At 71.9% G+C, this 16,481-nt stretch carries 10 protein-coding genes; 5 read left to right on the forward strand and 5 right to left on the reverse strand.

The features are described 5' to 3' along the window. The first annotated feature begins 36 nt into the window (after positions 1-36). Together WMF45_RS38600 and WMF45_RS38605 are read left to right on the forward strand one after the other, a co-directional pair. The gene (locus WMF45_RS38600; protein ID WP_437710939.1) at positions 37-213 is read left to right on the forward strand and encodes a hypothetical protein; all 177 of its coding nucleotides are present in this window, start codon (positions 37-39) and stop codon (positions 211-213) included. Continuing rightward, a complete protein-coding gene (locus WMF45_RS38605) occupies positions 210-1,397 on the forward strand; it encodes an RCC1 domain-containing protein (protein ID WP_437710940.1) in 1,188 nt (395 codons plus the stop codon). The genes WMF45_RS38600 and WMF45_RS38605 overlap by 4 nt, the downstream gene beginning before the upstream one ends. Positions 1,398-1,451: 54 nt before the next feature. Here the strand turns inward: WMF45_RS38605 and WMF45_RS38610 are convergent, their stop codons facing one another. After that, positions 1,452-3,056, reverse strand: a complete 1,605-nt coding sequence (locus WMF45_RS38610) for an FAD-dependent monooxygenase (RefSeq protein WP_437710941.1) — start codon at positions 3,054-3,056, stop codon at positions 1,452-1,454. A gap of 92 nt (positions 3,057-3,148) precedes the next feature. On the opposite strand from WMF45_RS38610, the gene WMF45_RS38615 reads away from it, so the two are divergent. Further along, positions 3,149-3,925: a TetR/AcrR family transcriptional regulator gene (locus tag WMF45_RS38615; RefSeq protein WP_437710942.1), complete on the forward strand. Its 777-nt coding sequence runs from the start codon at positions 3,149-3,151 to the stop codon at positions 3,923-3,925. A gap of 11 nt (positions 3,926-3,936) precedes the next feature. Here WMF45_RS38615 and WMF45_RS38620 read toward each other — a convergent pair whose 3' ends face one another. From WMF45_RS38620 to WMF45_RS38635, 4 genes are all read right to left on the reverse strand, one after another. Beyond that, positions 3,937-5,277, reverse strand: coding sequence for a cytochrome B6 (locus tag WMF45_RS38620; protein WP_437719622.1), 1,341 nt, complete (start codon positions 5,275-5,277; stop codon positions 3,937-3,939). Between the two features lie 610 nt (positions 5,278-5,887). Beyond that, positions 5,888-6,589: a thermonuclease family protein gene (locus WMF45_RS38625; protein WP_437710943.1), complete on the reverse strand. Its 702-nt coding sequence runs from the start codon at positions 6,587-6,589 to the stop codon at positions 5,888-5,890. Between the two features lie 365 nt (positions 6,590-6,954). Next, complete coding sequence (locus tag WMF45_RS38630) at positions 6,955-8,262, reverse strand: PH domain-containing protein (RefSeq protein ID WP_437710944.1); 1,308 nt, start codon at positions 8,260-8,262, stop codon at positions 6,955-6,957. 79 nt (positions 8,263-8,341) lie between these two features. Next, positions 8,342-9,898, reverse strand: a complete 1,557-nt coding sequence (locus WMF45_RS38635; RefSeq protein ID WP_437710945.1) for a S28 family serine protease — start codon at positions 9,896-9,898, stop codon at positions 8,342-8,344. Positions 9,899-10,813: 915 nt separating this feature from the next. On the opposite strand from WMF45_RS38635, the gene WMF45_RS38640 reads away from it, so the two are divergent. Continuing rightward, on the forward strand, positions 10,814-15,130 hold the full coding sequence (locus WMF45_RS38640) for a VIT domain-containing protein (protein WP_437710946.1): 4,317 nt from the start codon (positions 10,814-10,816) through the stop codon (positions 15,128-15,130). Continuing rightward, entirely contained in the window at positions 15,127-16,386 is a 1,260-nt protein-coding gene (locus WMF45_RS38645; RefSeq protein ID WP_437710947.1) for a hypothetical protein, read from the forward strand. The genes WMF45_RS38640 and WMF45_RS38645 overlap by 4 nt, the downstream gene beginning before the upstream one ends. The last annotated feature ends 95 nt before the right edge of the window (positions 16,387-16,481 follow it).

The following is a 16,481-nucleotide window of genomic DNA, read 5'->3' on the forward strand; positions in this document are numbered from 1 at the left end:
GGCCGCCGCCCAGCATGAAAGGCTGACGGTGAGCCGGTGGATGCCAGCAAGCTCGGTCGTCCCCTGCTCGACCCGCTCCGACCGCGTCGTTTTCCTGCTGTGTGTGAAATCGCCACGCACATCAAAAATGTTGTTGAGCTTACGTTCTGCGCCGTGATAGGCATGCGCCGTCGTCTTGTCGTTCCTTCATCAATCGAAGAGGGGTTCATATGAACAAGGTGTCAGGCTCGGTGTCCCTGCTGTGTGCCGCCGTGGTGCTGGTGGCGTGTGGAGGAGAGCAAGGTGCGGAGCTCTCCGAGGAGATCGCGTCGAGCGAGGCGCCCCTGAGCGTCGCCGTGGCGCTCACGGTCGGCAGCACGCATGCCTGTTCTGCGCTGACCGACGGCACGGCGTATTGCTGGGGCTACAACGGCGGCGGCGAGCTCGGTGATGGGACGACCACGAGCTCGAGCAGCCCGGTGCAGGTCCCGGGGCTGTCGAGCGTCGTCGATATAGCGGTGAATTTCTACCACTCCTGCGCCGTCGCCGGCGGGGCCGTCTATTGCTGGGGGAGCAATGGTTACGGGAAGCTCGGCGACGGGACCCGTACAAGACGTTACTCGCCGACGGCGGTCTCGGGCCTCTCGTCTGGAGTCGTCGCCGTGACAACGGGATTCGAACACAGCTGCGCATTGCTCTCCGGGGGCTCCATCAAGTGCTGGGGATCGGACCTGCACGGGCAGATCGGGGATTCGAACACCGCGACCGACCAGCTCACGCCGGTGACGGTCTCCGGTATCACGGACGCGGTAGCCATCACAGCTGAGGCCTATTCCACCTGTGCCCTCCACAGCACGGGAGCCGTCTCGTGCTGGGGAGACAACTACCTCGGTCAGCTCGGAGACGGCACCCAGACGCTCAGGCAAACGCCTGTGAGCGTGTCAGGCATCTCGACGGCGACCGCCGTGACGCGCGGTAGCAATCACACTTGCGCCCTTCTGTCCGACGCGACGGTGAAGTGCTGGGGAAGCAACGGCTCAGGTCAGCTCGGGGTAGGCTCGTTGTCGCCCGTCTACAACACCACCCCGGTCACGGTCACCGGGATCAGCGACGCTGTGTCGATCAGCGCCGGTTACAGCCATGTCTGCGTGGTTCACGCCGGCGGGGGCGCGTCCTGCTGGGGCTTGAACGGTAACTATCAGCTGGGGGACGGCACATCGACCAGCAGGACGTCGCCGGTCTCCGTCTCGAGCCTCAGCAATCCGACGCTGATGGCTGGAGGATACGTGTCGACGTGCGCGGCCATCTCGGGCGGCGGAGCCAAGTGCTGGGGCACCGACACCGAGGGGCAGCTCGGCAATGGAGGCTCCATACCCGGCGCCGCGAGCAGCACGCCCGTCAGCGTGTTGCTCCCGTGAGCCGCCGGGGGGCCGGGCGGTTCGCCAAGACCTCCCGGCCGACCAAGGACGCGCTCAGGCGACCACCTGCGTGAGGGTGGCGGGCTCGCCGGTGCGGCGCGCGGCGGACGACACCCGCCCGAGGGCATCGGCGAGCGCGCCTGCCGGATCCTCCGGCAGATCGAGCGAGCGCCACGCCACGTAGCCGTCCGGGCGGACCAGCGACGCTCCCCCGGTCCCGAGGCCAAACGCCCTGCAGAACGCTCCTTCCTCGGATGGCAGCACATCCGCGCCGATGCGGATGCATTCGAGCTCGATGCCCAGCTGCTCGCCGACCTGCGCTGCGGCGGGGCGCCACCGCGCGTCCTCGGTGAGCAGCACCCAGCGTCGCTGGAGCAGATCGAGCGTCGACAGCCGCTCGCCGCCCCTCACCACCCACGCGTGCGGCGCGCGCGTGCCGGGCTGACCCGCCCATTGCTCGGGCCGCAACGCCGGCGGCAGCCCGTCGCCGGCGCCGAGCACCGCCGTCGATCGGTAGAGCTGCCCGAGCTCCATGGCGTCGTCGTCGATGATCGGCACGCCTCCGGCGGTCCCGCCCGCGTGCGCCTTGTAGTCTTCACGGGCGAAGATCTGGTGGTGCCGGAGCCACGCGATCGGGCGCCGCTCGGCGTCATACGTGTCGAGCAGATCCGGCGTCGACGCGCCGGAGAGGACCGCAGCGAGCTTCCACGCGAGGTTGTGGGCGTCCTCGATGCCGGTGTTCGCGCCGTAACCGCCCCGGTTGGGCGGCAGCGTGTGGGCGGCGTCCCCGGCGAGGAACACCCTGCCGGACGTGAATCGATCGGCGACGAGGGCGCTGATCTCCCAGCGCCCGGTGGTGACGATCTCGATCTCCAGGTCCGGCCTGCCGATCGCCCTGGAGATCAGCGCTCTCAACGTCGCCGCGTCGCGCTCCTCGTCATCCCAGAAGATCAGCACCCAGCGGCCATCGCCGTAGGTCGTGAGGAACGCGCTGAAGCCCGGCTGCTCGATCGCGAACTGCGTGACCCCCGTTCGAAGGTACTCCTCGAGCGGAGCCCGGAAGAGGACGCTGCGCGCCGTCCGGATGTGCCCTCTCCCGGCGCGCCCGATCCCGAGCGCCTCGCGGATCGCGCTGCGGTGGCCGTCCGCCGCCACCAGGTAGGAAGCGCGCAGCGCGACCTCTCGCCCGTCGCGCTCGCGCAGCCAGGCGGTCACGCCGCCTGAGTCCTGCTCGAAGCGGGTCAGCTCGGTCTCGAGCCTCACGTCGGCGCCGAGCTCGACCGCCCTGTCTCGAAGCCTGGGCTCGAGACGATCCTGGGCGATCGCGGCGCCCGAGCACGGCGAGCGCTCGATCGCCGGCGCCGCCTGCTCCCCGGGCGTCCACGGGACCTCCTCGAACCACTTCCCCGCGAGGCTCTCGACCCGAGCCCGGCGCAGCCGGAAGCCGGGCGGCACCTGCGGGATGTGCGGCCCAAGCCCGACCGCGCGGTAGAGCTCCAGCGTCCTCGGCGTGTAGCCGATCGCGCGTGGATGCGGCGAGCTGCCAGCGTGCCGTTCGACAAGCACCGTGCGCACACCTCGCCAGGCCAGGAACACCGCGGCCGACAGGCCGACAAGGCTGCCCCCGACCACGAGCACCGACGTCGATTCTACGTGCATGAGAACCGTCCTTTGATACAGTGCATTACTACGATACAGTGTATCGCGTCGGATTTGTTGTCAACCGGCTGCCGATGCGAACAAGACGAGCGATGACCGCACGGCAGAAAAAACCGCACGCGACCGGCGCCTCCCTCATCTGGGACCGCCCGGAGCCGGCGCTCCGTCCCGCTCCCGGGCCGCTGAGCAGAGACCGGATCGTGCGCGCGGCCATCGCGCTCGCCGACGCGGAAGGCCTCGCCGCGGTGTCCCTGCGCAAGATCGGGGCTTCGCTCGACGCCGGCCCGATGCGCCTCTACGGCTACCTGGACACCAAGGAGGAGCTGCTCGAGCTCATGGTGGACGCTGTGTACGGGGAGATGGCGTCCGCGGGGCCGATCCCCGGCGGCTGGCGCGAGGCCCTCCGGACGATCGCCCACCGCACCCGTCGGGCCGCCAGGGAGCACGGGTGGTTCATCGATCTGCTGGGAGGCCGTCCCCATCTGGGCCCGAACGCCCTCGCGCACCTCGAGGCCTCGCTCGCCGCGCTGAGCGGCGCTCCGGGCTTCGAGGACATCGATGCCGTCATGATGGCGGTCGGGACCGTCAACGCGTACGTGATCGGCGCCATGCGCAGCGAGGCGAACGAGCTGCGCGCCGAGGCCGCGAGTGGCATGGATCAGACCGAATGGCAGCGGGCGTCGGAGGCGTACATCCGCCGGATGATCGCCACCGGCCGCTTCCCGACGCTCGCCAAGGTGGTCAAGGACGCCACCCACCCGCCGGCCGATGCCGCGTTCGACAGGGGTCTCGACTGCGTGCTCGACGGCATCGCGGCGCGCCTCTCCTGCGGCGCGCCGTCGGGAAAAGGTCCCCGCGAGCGGCGATAGCCGCGGCCTTTCTAGAGGACCCGCAGGAACGCCGTGAGATCGGCCTTCTCCTGCGCCGTCAGCTTCGTGCCGAGCACGAGGTTGAAGAACTCCACGGTGTCCTCCAGCGTGAGCAGGCGCCCGTCGTGCAGGTAGGGCGGGCTGTCCTTGATGCCGCGCAGCGGGAACGTCTTGATGGGGCCGTCCGCGGTGGCCATCCGGCCGTTGATGAGCACGGGCTTGAAGAAGCGCTCCGCCCGCAGGTTGTGCATCAGGTTATCGGTGTAGTACGGCGCGGCATGGCACGTCGCGCACTGGCCCTTGCCGTTGAAGATCTGCTCTCCGCGGAGCTCCTCCGGCGTGGCCTTCGCGGGGTCGAGGCGCCCGTTCAACGCGAGCTTCGGCGCCGGGGGAAAGTCGAGGATCTCCTGGAACTCGGCCATCGGGTGCACCTGGTGCCCCCGGTCCAGGATGTTGATCCCCTTCTTCACGGCGATGACGATGTCACCGTCGAAGTACGCCGCTCGCTGCTCGAACTCGGTGAAATCCTCGACGGTCTTGAGCGCGCGCTGCGAGCCGAAGAGGCGCTGGATGTTCACGCCGCGCAGCGTGGGGGTGTCGAGCCGGTGACGGAACTCCTGCGGCCTTATGTCGCCCACGAGGTGGGTCGCGTTGTTCGTGTGCCCGTTCGCGTGGCAATCGAAGCAGGCGACGCCGAGGCTCGCTTTCTCCGAGCGCCGGTCCGCGGTCGCGTTGAACTGCATCTGCGGGAACGGCGTGACGAGGAGGCGGAGCCCCTCGAGCTGCTTCGGGTTCAGGATGCCGTTGAAGAGCTCGTAGAAGTTGTCGATGGTGACGAGCTGCCCCTTGGAGACGTCGCCGAGATCGGGCCGCGTCGTGAGGTAGATCGGCGGCGGGAACTCGGAGATCAGGTGATCCGGGATATCGAAGTCGAGATCGAAGCGCGTGAGATCCCTCCCCGTCTGGCGCTTCAGCTCCTCGATCTGGAGCTTCGGGAAGAGCATCCCGCCTTCCGGCTGGTTCGGGTGGGGCAGCGGCAGGAAGCCCTGCGGCCAGAGGCCCTGGTCGCGGATGGCGTCGGGCGTGAGCGCGGCGAGCGATTCCCACGTCGTCCCCTTCTCGAGCTTCACACGGACGCCCCCCTGGACGGGCTTTCCGCGCGACATGGTGACCCCGGGCGCGGGGCGGTTCGAGAGGTCGTACCGCGCGTCGAGCAGCGTCTGGTGGCGCTTCATCACCGCGGGTTTGTCGGCCTTCATCCGGGCGAGCAGCGCGGCGAACGGCTCCTTGTCGTCGACCGGCAGGTAGCTCGTGCGCGGCGTGGCGGGGCCGGGCGGCGGATACGCGTTCATGGGCGCCCTCGGGCCCGTCGGCGCGACCGCCTCGGGCGTCCCCGGCGGCGTGCCACGCGTGCTGTCCGGCTCCAGAGGTACCGCCCCCGGCGTCGAGGCGCAGTTCACGAGGCCGAGCGAGAGCGCGGCAGTGCACGCGACCACGCACGTGATATCCATTCTCTTCACAGGCATACGAGCGGCTCCTTCACGAGGAATACGTCGTCAGAAATGGCTGGCCGAGCGCCCCGCCTCCCGGCGCGCGGAGCTCCCGCCCGCTGCACACGAAGGACAGCTCGCCGGGCACACAGCCGAGGGGCCATGGGCGCTTCCGCCCGCAGGCGACTCCTGTGCCAGGGGCGCGCCCGCTGTGCGCTCCGTTCCTGATCAGGCCCGGAGCGGGGCAATTTGCGCGGGAGATCGTGCCTCCTCGCTCGGATCGGCGAACGAGCACGCCTCGCGCCATCGCGGGTCACCGCGCCCACGGAGCTCACGAGCGTGCTCCGTCCAGCCGATGTGCGGGCGGCGCGAGGCAAACTGCCACGATCCGTGGCATCATGGCTCGCGTCGCGCCGCGTGCGCGACCGGGGCGCGCGCACGCGGCGCGAGCGCGCGCCCCACGGCGGTCCGTTCAGCCGCCCTGTTCGTCCCGCTCCGCCCTGACGCGGAAGAACGGCGCCCTGACGTCCTTCGCCTCGAAGAAGAACACCCGATCCCAGACGGGGACCCGCTCCCGCTCCGTCAAATCGTACACCTCGCCTCGGGACAGGCTGCCGACGAGCTTCGCGCTCGAGTGGCCTCGCATCCTCCACCGGAACTCGTACGGGAGCAGGACGCTGGCGTCACCGAACATGCCGCGGCGCTCGGCGAAGCTCCGCCGCGCGGCCTCGGAGAGCTCCCGGGCATACCGGAGGTTCGGGGCGACGATGTAGGTCGCCGCAAGGCCCTCCTCCAGCATCTGCCGGTTGATGAGCCGACCGCGCGACAGGACGTACCCGAGGACGCGACCGTAGGCGTCGAACGGCTGTTCGTCCGTCTGGATCTCGACCTCGACGCCGTCAGGGAGCAGCTCGGACAGCCGCTCGGCGGCCAGCTCGGCCCAGTAACCTTGCGAGGCACCGAGGAAGTGCGTCTCCGGCGTATCGATGGAGAGCATACGGACAGGATGGATCACGCCGTTCTCGTCGCGCACGCGGAGCGTGTCGCCGTCGACCGTCCTCACCACCTCGGCGAGGAACTTGTCGCCCGGCAGCTCCCGGCGCAGCCCCCGCCTCCAGGCGACAAGAGACACGTAGTCGATGAACCTCCGGAACTCCGGAAGCAATCCTGCCATCGCCCCCTCCTATCATGGATAGCCGCACAGAAACCGCCGTTCGCGCATCGCAGGGACGTTCGCCCTGCCCAGGCGGACTGTTCCATGAAGATATAGAGAGGGCCCTGGCCCTAGGAAAGCGCTCGCCGCGCCTGACCCGGGGAGCGCGAGGTGGCCTGAAGCGCCGGTCGGATGGGGAGGGAGATTTGAACGCAAAGGCGCAAAGACGCAAAGGCGCAAAAAGACAAGAGGGAATATTTTTGCCTTCGCTCCCTTGGAGCGCCGGCGTTGCAATCTCCTCCTGGCGCCTTCACGAGCTTTTCTCTCTTCTCTTGGCGTCTTTGCGCCTTTGCGCCTTTGCGTTCAATTCTTCTTCATAGCACCGCTCATCCCGCCGCTTTCCGGGCGCCGCCGGCGCCGATCTCCTCCAGCAAATCATCCTCGTCCTCCCCCGCGGACACCCTCTCCAGCGCCAGCCTCAGCTTGGGCTCGGCGCTCGCCTCGGCGGCGACGCGGATCCGCTTCTCCACCGCTTCGCCCCCGTGCGGGCGCGCCGCGAGCGCGGCGGCGACGCGCTGCTCGGGCGGCGCAGAACCGTCCTCGACGATGCGCAGCACCTCTTCGAGGTCGTTCCCCGCCGTCCGGTAGCCTGCCCTGGCCACCAGCGACTCCAGCGCTCTCTTCCACTCGGCGAGCGGCCGGCCATTGCGCGCGATGACCTCCAGCAGCCGCGCCCGATCCTGCATCGCGACGGCGGCCTGAGCGGCCTGGATACGCGCGATCAGCGCCGCGGCCTCGGCGGGGCTGGCCGCCGGGACGGTGATCGACCTGCCGTCCCGCAGGCCGATCTTCACGAAATGATAGGCGCCGCCAACGCCCCCGTGGGTGAAAGTGACGTGGACGATCGCCCTGTGCGGGAAGAACCGCCGCCGGAACGCGCCCTTGACCATCACCCCGTCGGTGCCGATATGCACCCAGGTCGGCGTCACCTTGGACCAGAGCCAGGCCGCGACGCCCAGGAGCGGCGCGAGCCCGCCCATTGCCGTCATCGGACCGAGGGGCGCGATTGACCACTCCGCGATGGCCATGAACAGCAGGATCAGCAGCGCCAGCACACCCGGGGCGAGGATCAGGACGAAGATGGCCAGGAGACAGCCCGCGATCTTGCGACCGCTGGAGTCCTCGCGGTACGTGCGCATCCGCACCGCGCGCGCCTGCGCCCCCGCCCCGGCCCGCGACAAGAGGTCGATCGCCTCCTCCTCCGAGGCCTGCTCGACGGCGGCGACGCGCCCATCGGAGAACGACAGCACCGCGGCGTGGCCGTTCGGCGTCCGCTCCGTCCAGCCGCCGGCGAGGCGCGCGAGCGGCAGACGGCTCTCCTTCGCTCCCTCCGCGATCAGCAGTTGCTCGCCCTCGATCTTCACCCTGCCGTCGCGGAGGCGGCGCTCGCCCGGTCCGCGGTCCGCGCCGGCGAACGACAGCGCGCTGACGAAGTAGCTGCCAAGGCCGATCAGCGCGGCGAAGAGCGAGGCACTCTCCATCCCGAGCACGGCCAGCCCCCACGGAGCGGCGAACGTGCCGACGAGCGATGCGACGACCACGGACCCGAGGAGACGCTTGTCGCGGCGGGCGTCCTGCACCTCGACCTTGCAGAGTCGCTCGGGCAAGGCCGCGCCGGGAGCGTCCCGGCTCATCGCTTCGGCCGCATCGCCAGGATGTGCTCCCCGTGGTCCGCGGTGGTCATCGGTCGAGGTTAACCCGAGGTCAAAGAGATCAGAGAGCGAATCGCGGGCGCAGCAGGCGCGGAGAGCGGGGGAGGCCTGCGCGCAAGGGCTGCGCCGTCACGAGCGACGGTGGCACACCCGCCCACCGGGCGAGCGTCGCCACCGCGGCTTCCCTGTCGGCCGGGGCGAGGCCGCCGATGTGCGCGCCGTGGTTGGCGCCCGGCGCGAAATAACGATACGAGTCCACCGCCGCGCCGAGCTCGAGGGCCCCGGCAGACCACGGGTCGTTCTCGCCGTAGATGAACAGGAGCTCGCTGCCTTCGGTGGCGACCCAGCGCGCGACGTCCTCCATCGCGGCAGGCGAGAACTCCGGCTCGACGGGGATGCTCGGCAGGCGGTCGACCGACCCCCAGTCGAACGTGAGCAGGTCAGCGATATCATCGGTGTCGGGCAGGGGGGCGCCGAGCTCTGTATAGCATTGCCAGTAGTACGGCTCGAAGGCGAGGTACGCAGCATCGGCGCCGGCGCTCACGGGAGAGATCTGGCCGAGGGCCAGCCACAGGTCGTCGTCGGACGCCGACACATCCGGGATCTGGCCGCAGGTGGCCTCGTGCGAGTAGAGCCAGAAGTAGGATGGGAGCCAGATCACAGCGCTCTCGAGCTGCGCCTCCACGCCGAACAGGTCGTAGGTCAAGCCCAGCGCGTCCGCTTCCGTCTCCGCGCGCTCGAGCATGGCCGGGCGCCGGAGCAGCACCTCGCGCCGGAACGCGGCGATGCGCTCGCGGCAGTCGGCCTCGCCGACCTGGTTCAGGAAATCGATGTAGCGTGGATCCTCCACGCCGTGGCTGAGCGGAGTCACGTAGGCCACCGTGCCGTCGACGTCATCGGGGTAGAAACGACGATGGTAGACGGAGGTCATTCCCCCCTTGCTCGCCCCCGTGGAGATCCATCTCCCGGTGTAGATCGTGCGGAACGCCTCGACGACGCGGTGGTGATCGGCGGCCGCCGCTTCGATCGTCATCTTCGTCCAATCCGCGGGCTCCGGGCGTGACGGCGTGAAGAACCGGTGCTCGACGTAGATCTGGTTTGCGTTCAGGAGCGCGGTGGGCTCTTCGATGTACTGGTCGGGGAGAAACAGCGAGTAGCCGGTCGCGGCGAGCACGAGCGGCGCGCTCGAGTCGCGGTGGTGCAGCGCGAGCCGCTGCCGGAAGCGCTCGCCGCCCGGGGCATCGTGATCGACAGGCTGTTCAATCTCGATGACGAAGAACCGATAGCCGGGGATCTTGGACGCCTCTTCCGTGACCTCGGCGACATCGAGCGCGCGCAGCTGATCCAGGAGTTCCACTGCATCGCCGCCGCCGCCGGCCGACCCGCCCACGCCGCCAGCGCCGCCGCCACCTGTCACGCCGCTGCTGCCGTCCGTTGCGCCGCCCTCGCCGGTCGAGCCGCCGCCGGTCCCGGCGCTCGCGCTTGTGCCCGAGCTCGCGGAAGATGTCGTCGAGGCGCTCGCCTCTCCGCTGCCGTCGTCTCCGCAGGCGGCGACGGCCGCCAGCGCGAGCGATATCAAGAAGGCCGCCCTGCTGTTCTGCATCGCCCGGTCGGCCATCGTGGCGGCAGCGTGCCCGATCGGCGTGCGGAGCGGCGCAGCGCAGCAAGATTTCCACCGAGCGGGATGGGATCGAACTCTCCCTCCGAAGGGATGATCCCGCCGCCAAAGTCCGGGTCCCGGGCGTCATCCCGGCCTCCAGTGCCGCCCGAGACGTCCGGAACATCCGTGCCGCCGGCGCTGACGCCTTCCTCGGGGCCGCTCGTTTCACAGCCGAGACAGCTCACGACGGGAATTACAAGCAATCGATGTGTCCATAGCATGGACAGAGCATAGAGAGCTTCCATGCGGATCACAACGCGCCCCGCCGCGCAGGGCCCCCGGCCCCAACCCAGGTTTGGGCGACCCGGACCCGCGGTTGGGCGAGGCGAGTCACGTCGCGGATTTTCACGCTGCCCAGGCGACCTGTTTCATGAAGATAGAGAGAGAGTTCTGGCCGTCTGAAAGCGCTCGCCGCACCTGCCCCACAGGGCGCGAGGTAGTCTGAAGCGCCGGTCGGATGGAGAGGAAGAGTTGAACGCAAAGACGCAAAGGCGCAAAGACGCCAAAAGACAAGAGGGAATATTTTCTCCATCGTTCCCTTGGAGCGCGGGCGCTGCAATCTCCTCCTGGCGGCTTCACGAGCTTTTCTCTCTTCTCTTTGCGCCTTTGCGCCTTTGCGCCTTTGCGCCTTTGCGTTTAATTCTTCTTCTCTTGGCGTCTGTGCGGCTCGCAGTTCGTCCCCACACCAGGCGGCAGCCGGATGCGCGCCGCTCGCCATCCCGCTCCGGCTTGGGGCTACGCTTCCTCCGCGCTTTCCCGTTACGATGACCAGCGCGATCGCTTCAGCAGATCGCCGGGGGGGCATGGGACGTCTGCATGCGGCCCCGCGCAGGGCTCCCGGGGGCGAGGGCCACCGCGGCGAGGAGGTCTTGGATGTCGTCGCACGAACAGGTAGAGCCGGCCGATACGCCGGCAGAAGAGGGCGCAGCGAGGGCGGGGGCCGAGCTTGCGCGGCGCAGGCGCGGCCTGCGCTTCCGGCTCGCGCTCGGGGCGCTCGCGCTCGCCGCCAGCGTGACCGCGCTCGTCTTGACCCACGAGACGAAGCCCGAGAAGACAAGCTCCATCGGCGCGCGGCTCGAGCTGTCCTCGGGGGAGGTCACGCTCGCGGCGAACGCTCAGGGCGAAAGGAAGTCGACGGTGGTGTCCGGGATCCCGGTCCCGGTCGGGGCAAAGCTCGCGACCGGAAAGGGCGCGCGGGCGCTCGTCCGGCTCGCCGACGGCTCGGCGGTGTTCCTCCGCGCCGACTCGGAGATCGCGCTCCGCGCAGAGGGGCTCTCGATCGCCCAGGGTGAGGTCTGGCTCGACGCGCCGCCCGAAGGGCGCAGCGGGCTCTCGCACGCGCTCGGGGACGTCAACGTCTCGGCGGCCGACGCCGGCCTGTCGATGAGGCGCTCGGGCGACGCCGTGAGCGTGTACGTGGCGCGCGGGCTCGCCGTCGTCGCGGCCCCCGGCGGGCGCGTCGAGGTGCACGCAGGGGAACAGGCGACGGTCGCCGGCAGCGCCGCGCCCAAGGTGGCGCCGCTCGCGTACTGGGAGGACTGGACCGGAGGCATGGGCGACCACCGGCCGCTCGCAGGCGAAGGCAGCGGATCGGGCCGGATCTACGGCGTCGACCTGCAGGGCGCCCCCGGGACACAGGCGCGCACGCTCGAGATCAGCCGGCAAGCCGTGCGGGCCGTCCTGCGCGACGGCATCGCCGAGACCGAGGTGGACCAGACCTTCTCGAACCCGGGCGGACGCCAGGTCGAGGGCTGGTACTGGTTCACCGTGCCCGAGCGGGCGATCGTGAGCTCGTTCGCCGTGGAGACCAACGGCGTGCTCGTCGAGGGCGAGGTCATCGAGCGGAAGGAAGCGGCGCAGCGGTACCAGACCGCCGTGCAGACCGGCCACGAGCCGGCCCTGCTCGAGTGGGTCGACGGGCACAGCTACCGCGCCCGCATCTTCCCCGTGCCCGCCAGCGGCTCCCGGCGCGTCGTGCTGCGCTACGTGGAGCTGCTCGGCGCGCCATCAGGCAAGCTTGCTTATGTTTACCCGATGCGCGCGAGCGATCCCGTGCAGATCGGCGAGTTCTCCCTGTCCGTGGATCTCGGCCAGGCCGGCCAGGGGCTGCAGATCGCGACGCTCGCCGACGCGGTCATCGAGGACGGCGGGCGGCGGGTGAGCATGCGGCGGAGCGGCTACGAGCCGCGCGCGGACTTCCAGCTCGAGGCCTCCGTCAAGGTGAAGCCGTCGCCGCTGCGGGTGTCGCGCTTCGCCGCGGGCGAGGACCGCGCGGACTACGTGATGGCCAGGTACGTGCCCGACGTGGACTGGGCCGAGCTCAAGGAGCTGCCCGCCGACCTGGTCGTCGTGGTGGACACGTCGGCGTCGGCCGACGAGTCGGCGCGGCAGCAGAAGGCGGCGGCCGCCGAGGCGATCCTGCGGGCGATGTCGCCGTCGGACGGCTTCGCGCTGATCGCGCTCGACTCGGCGCCGGCGGTCCTGCACCCGAAGGACGGGCTGGCCGAGGCGTCGGACAAGGAGATCTCCGCCGCGCTCACGCGGCTGGCCGAGCACGCGACGGGGGGCGCGACCGACCTCGGCGCGCTGTTCGAGTCGGCGCTCGGGCGGGTGCACGGCAAGGAGCAGCCGGCGGTCATCTACATCGGCGACGGGCTCGCGACGAGCGGCGAGGTGACGGGCGCGCGCCTCGCGGAGCGGCTCCGGCGCTCGCTCACGGGCTCGCGCGCGCGCTTCTTCACCGTCGGCGTCGGCGAGAACTCGAACCACGCGCTGCTCCGCGAGCTCGCGCGCGCCGGGGGAGGACAGGCGTTCCGGATCGACGAGGCCGAGGGCTCGACGTCCGAGGTGCTGCGCCTCGCCGGCGCGATCAAGACGCCGACCATCACCGATCTCGCGATCGACCTCGGCGCGGGGCTCGACGAGCCGATGCTCACCGCGAGCGGCAAGGTGTCGCGCGGCGAGGAGGTGGTGCTGCTCGCGCGCACGCACCACGCGCTGCCCACGAAGGCGATCGTGAAGGGGCGGCTCGCGGGGAAGGAGTACACCCGCGAGCACCCCATCGAGCTCGATCGGGGCGTCGGCGCGGCGCTGGTGCCGCGCTTCTGGGCGGCCGAGAAGATGCGGCGGCTGCTCGCGGACGGCGACGACATCGAGGCGCACCGGGGCAAGGTGGTCGAGCTCGGGCTCGACTACGGGCTGATCACGCCGTTCACGAGCACGCTGGCGCTCGAGAGCGAGCAGGCCTACGTGAACCAGGGGATCCGGCGGCGGCGCTCGCCGCTCCGGGGCGAACGGCTGACGGCGCTCACGCCCCAGCGAGAGCGCGAGCTCGCGGCGCTGCTCGCGCCGCCCTCCGCGGCCGTCGCCGCCGGGTGCGGGAGGAGCGAGCCGAGCGCGGCCTACGAGGAGAGCCCGGCGAAAGAAGGCGGCCACGGCGCGAGGGCGCAGGCGGCGGCGCCGGCGCCGGCGACGGCGCCGGCGATCGCGGAGCAGGCCAACGAGCGGGACCAGAGCCTCAAGGGAAATGTCGCCGCGCCCAGCGCCACGCTGGCGGCCCCGCCCCCCGCGCCCGAGGCGGCGCGCCCGGCCGAGGAGGCGGAGCAAGAGCCCCTGCTGCAGAAGCAGGAGGCCGCAGCGAACAAGCCGGCCGCCCCCCGCCGGCTGGCTGCGCCCATGAGCGCACCGGCGGCCGACAAGCCGTCCGAGCTCGCCTCGATCGGCTCGGCCGACGCCAAGCGCGCGACGGGCGGGGGCGGTGCGATCGCGCCGTCCGACGCCATCCCGCGCCTGGAGAAGGCCCGCAAGGCAGCGCCCGCGGCGGTGCGCCCCGCTCCCCGGACCTCGCCGCCGCCGAGGCGCCCGCAGGTCGCGATGGCGCCGTGCAGCGACACCGCGCGGCGGCCGCTCGCCGAGCGCATCGTCGTCTGGTCGAAGCGCCTCGCCCGCGCCACGACGGCCGAGCAGCTCATCGCGCGCTACGAGGGCGCGCTCACGACCTGCGAGCTGCCGGACTGGCGATCGAGGGGCGCGCTCCTCTCGCTCCTCCAGGCGAGGGTGTCGACCGAGGGCGGCGCCGAGGCGCTGCTCGCCCGGTTCGACGGCGAGCCGGAGGCGCAGCGGTTCATCGCGCACGCGCTCCTCAGGCGGAGCGTGGACCCCGCGGTCTCGGCGGCGGTGCGGCGCACGCTCTTCGGGGGCGTCGATCCCAGGGCGAGCTGGGCGCTCCTCGACGAGCGGCTCGCGGCGATCCCGGCGGTGGACGACCGGCTCGCGCTGGTGCGGCAGGCGCTCACCGACCGGCCCGACGATCCGGAGGGGGAGATCCGGCGGGTGCGCCTGCTCGCGGAGGCGGGCCGGAAGGACGAGGCGCTCGCCTACGGGCGGCGGCTGCGCGACCGCGGCTTCATGAGCCCGGCGCTCGCGCTCGATCTCGGCGACGTGCTCGCGTCGAGCGGCTTCGAGGCGGACGCGCTGCGCACGTACTCGGAGGTCGTCGAGTTCGATCCGGCGAGCCCCGCGTCGCGCGCGATGCTCGGCGACGTCTACCTCCGGCACGGCTGGTACGCGGCGGCGTACCGCCAGTACACGACGCTCACGGACCTCGCGCCGGCCGAGCCCCAGGGATGGCTGCGGCTCGCCGCGGCGGCCGCCGGCGGCGGGCGCGTCGACGAGGCGCTCCGCATCCAGCGCAAGGTCGCCGCCGCGGAGGGCACGCCGGGGCCCGACGATCCGCGCGCGTGGGCGCGGCTCCTGTCGGCGGCGCGCATCGGCCGGCTGCTCGCCGGGGGCGACGGCGCGGCCCCCGCGGCCGGCGCCGAGGCCGAGAGCCTCGCCCGCAAGCTGAAGGAGCTCCAGCTCTTCAGCGGCCCCGGGGCGCTGCGCGTCGTGCTCTGGGAGGACTACGCGGCGGAGCTCGCCCTCGCGGCGCGGGACGGCCAGGTGGACGCGGCGCTCGGCGACGGCACCTTCGCGCCGGCGGTCGGGCTCGCGGCGGTGCAGCTGCCCGCCTCGGAGCTCGCGCGCCTCGACTGGCGCGTCCGGTTCCGCAGCGATCCGCCGGGGAGGGACGTGCGCTTCGTGGTGACGACGATCGTGTGGGACGGGGCGTCGTTCCAGGTGACGAGCGCGCCGGGGTCGATCGGCGCGAAGGACCTGGAGGTCGCGCTGGCGAGCGGCGCGCTGCCATGATCGAGGTCTCGCTGCTCGGCTGGCTCCTCGTCACGCTGACGTCGCCGCTGGCGCTCGTCCTGCTGCTCGTGGCGCTCGGCTCGGTGGCCTACCTCGGCGTGACGGCGCTCGAGGCCGCGCCGCGCCGGCGCGGCGCGCGCGCGGTCGGCACGGGCGCGGCAGCCTGCGCGCTCGCGGCCGGGATGGTCGGGCTGCGCGTGGGCGCGGGCGCGGGCGCGACCGTCCCCACGGCCGCCGTGGGGATCGCCGCCGCGGCCGCGATCGGGGCGACCGCGGCCTGCGCGTGGACCTTCGGCGCCCGCGCCGCGGCCGCGCTCGGGGCGGCGCAGGCCCGCCGGAGCGCCGCGGCGCTGCGGGCCGGCGACGAGCGGCGCCGGCTGCTCGCGGCGAGCCAGCGCGCGTACGCCGAGGGAGACGACCTCGCCGCCGAGACGGCGGCGGCCGACGACGCCGTCGCGCGGCTGCGCGCCGCGGTGGGCGCGCTGGCCTGCGCGCGCGCCGCGCTCGAGGCGAAGCGCGCCGGCGCGCAGGACGCGCCGCCATCGGAGGAGCGACCGGAGGCGAGCGCGCTCGCCGAGGACCTCGCGCGCGCGTGCGACGAGGCCGCGCTGAAGCTGTCGATGGGCCAGCGGGTGCTCGCCGCCGCGGAGGCCGCGGCGCTGCGGATCGCGTGCAACGCGCCGCTCCGGCGGCTGCTGCGGCGGCGGCCGCGCGAGGCGACGCAGGCGCTCGCGACCCTGGGCGCGGGCGCGCTCGCGCCGGCGGCGGCGTCGATCGAGGCGTTCCTCGGCGAGGTGCGGGCGGCGCGCGTCGAGGTCGCGGAGATCGCGGAGCGGCGCGCGCCGGGCGCGCCCGGTGCGCCCGGTGAAGACGGTGCGACCGGTCCAGAGGGAGCGGAGGGCCCGGCGGCGCTCGCGTTGCGCGAGCTCGCCGCGATGGAGTCAGCCTACGGCGCGCTGCTCGAGCGGCTGCGCCTGGCGGAGCTCCACGCTTCGGCGCGCGCCTCTGTCGAGCAGGTCGAGAGCGCCGCGGGCGCGCTCTCCGCGACGGCGAGGGCGGCGGCGATCGACCCTGGGGCGATCGGCGCGCTCGTGACGGAGATAGCGCGCGCCGAGTCGGCCGTCGCCGCCGCCGCGCCGGAGGCCGGGGGCTCGCGCGCGCTCGCCGAGGCCCTCGCTGCGGGCTCGGTCGCGCTCGATCGGAGCGACGCGACGTCGCTGGCGGAGCTCATCGCAGCGCTGCGCGAGCTCCGCTGAGGCGCTGAGCGGCGGCCGCCCCTGAAAATCGAACGGAATTCGAACGGAATTCGATGCCTGGCCGTAAGGAGTGCCCTTGGCGCGCGGCGCCCTGA

Origin of the sequence: Sorangium sp. So ce448, assembly GCF_051520915.1 — a bacterium.
Classification (GTDB): domain Bacteria; phylum Myxococcota_A; class Polyangia; order Polyangiales; family Polyangiaceae; genus Sorangium; species Sorangium cellulosum_B.

Coding starts and splice junctions, on each gene's coding strand:
- WMF45_RS38605 (WP_437710940.1), top strand. CDS start 210: ATGAACAAGGTGTCAGGCTCGGTGTCCCTGCTGTGTGCCGCCGTGGTG.
- WMF45_RS38610 (WP_437710941.1), bottom strand. CDS start 3,056: ATGCACGTAGAATCGACGTCGGTGCTCGTGGTCGGGGGCAGCCTTGTC.
- WMF45_RS38615 (WP_437710942.1), top strand. CDS start 3,149: ATGACCGCACGGCAGAAAAAACCGCACGCGACCGGCGCCTCCCTCATC.
- WMF45_RS38620 (WP_437719622.1), bottom strand. CDS start 5,277: ATGAACGCGTATCCGCCGCCCGGCCCCGCCACGCCGCGCACGAGCTAC.
- WMF45_RS38625 (WP_437710943.1), bottom strand. CDS start 6,589: ATGGCAGGATTGCTTCCGGAGTTCCGGAGGTTCATCGACTACGTGTCT.
- WMF45_RS38630 (WP_437710944.1), bottom strand. CDS start 8,262: ATGAGCCGGGACGCTCCCGGCGCGGCCTTGCCCGAGCGACTCTGCAAG.
- WMF45_RS38635 (WP_437710945.1), bottom strand. CDS start 9,898: ATGGCCGACCGGGCGATGCAGAACAGCAGGGCGGCCTTCTTGATATCG.
- WMF45_RS38640 (WP_437710946.1), top strand. CDS start 10,814: ATGTCGTCGCACGAACAGGTAGAGCCGGCCGATACGCCGGCAGAAGAG.
- WMF45_RS38645 (WP_437710947.1), top strand. CDS start 15,127: ATGATCGAGGTCTCGCTGCTCGGCTGGCTCCTCGTCACGCTGACGTCG.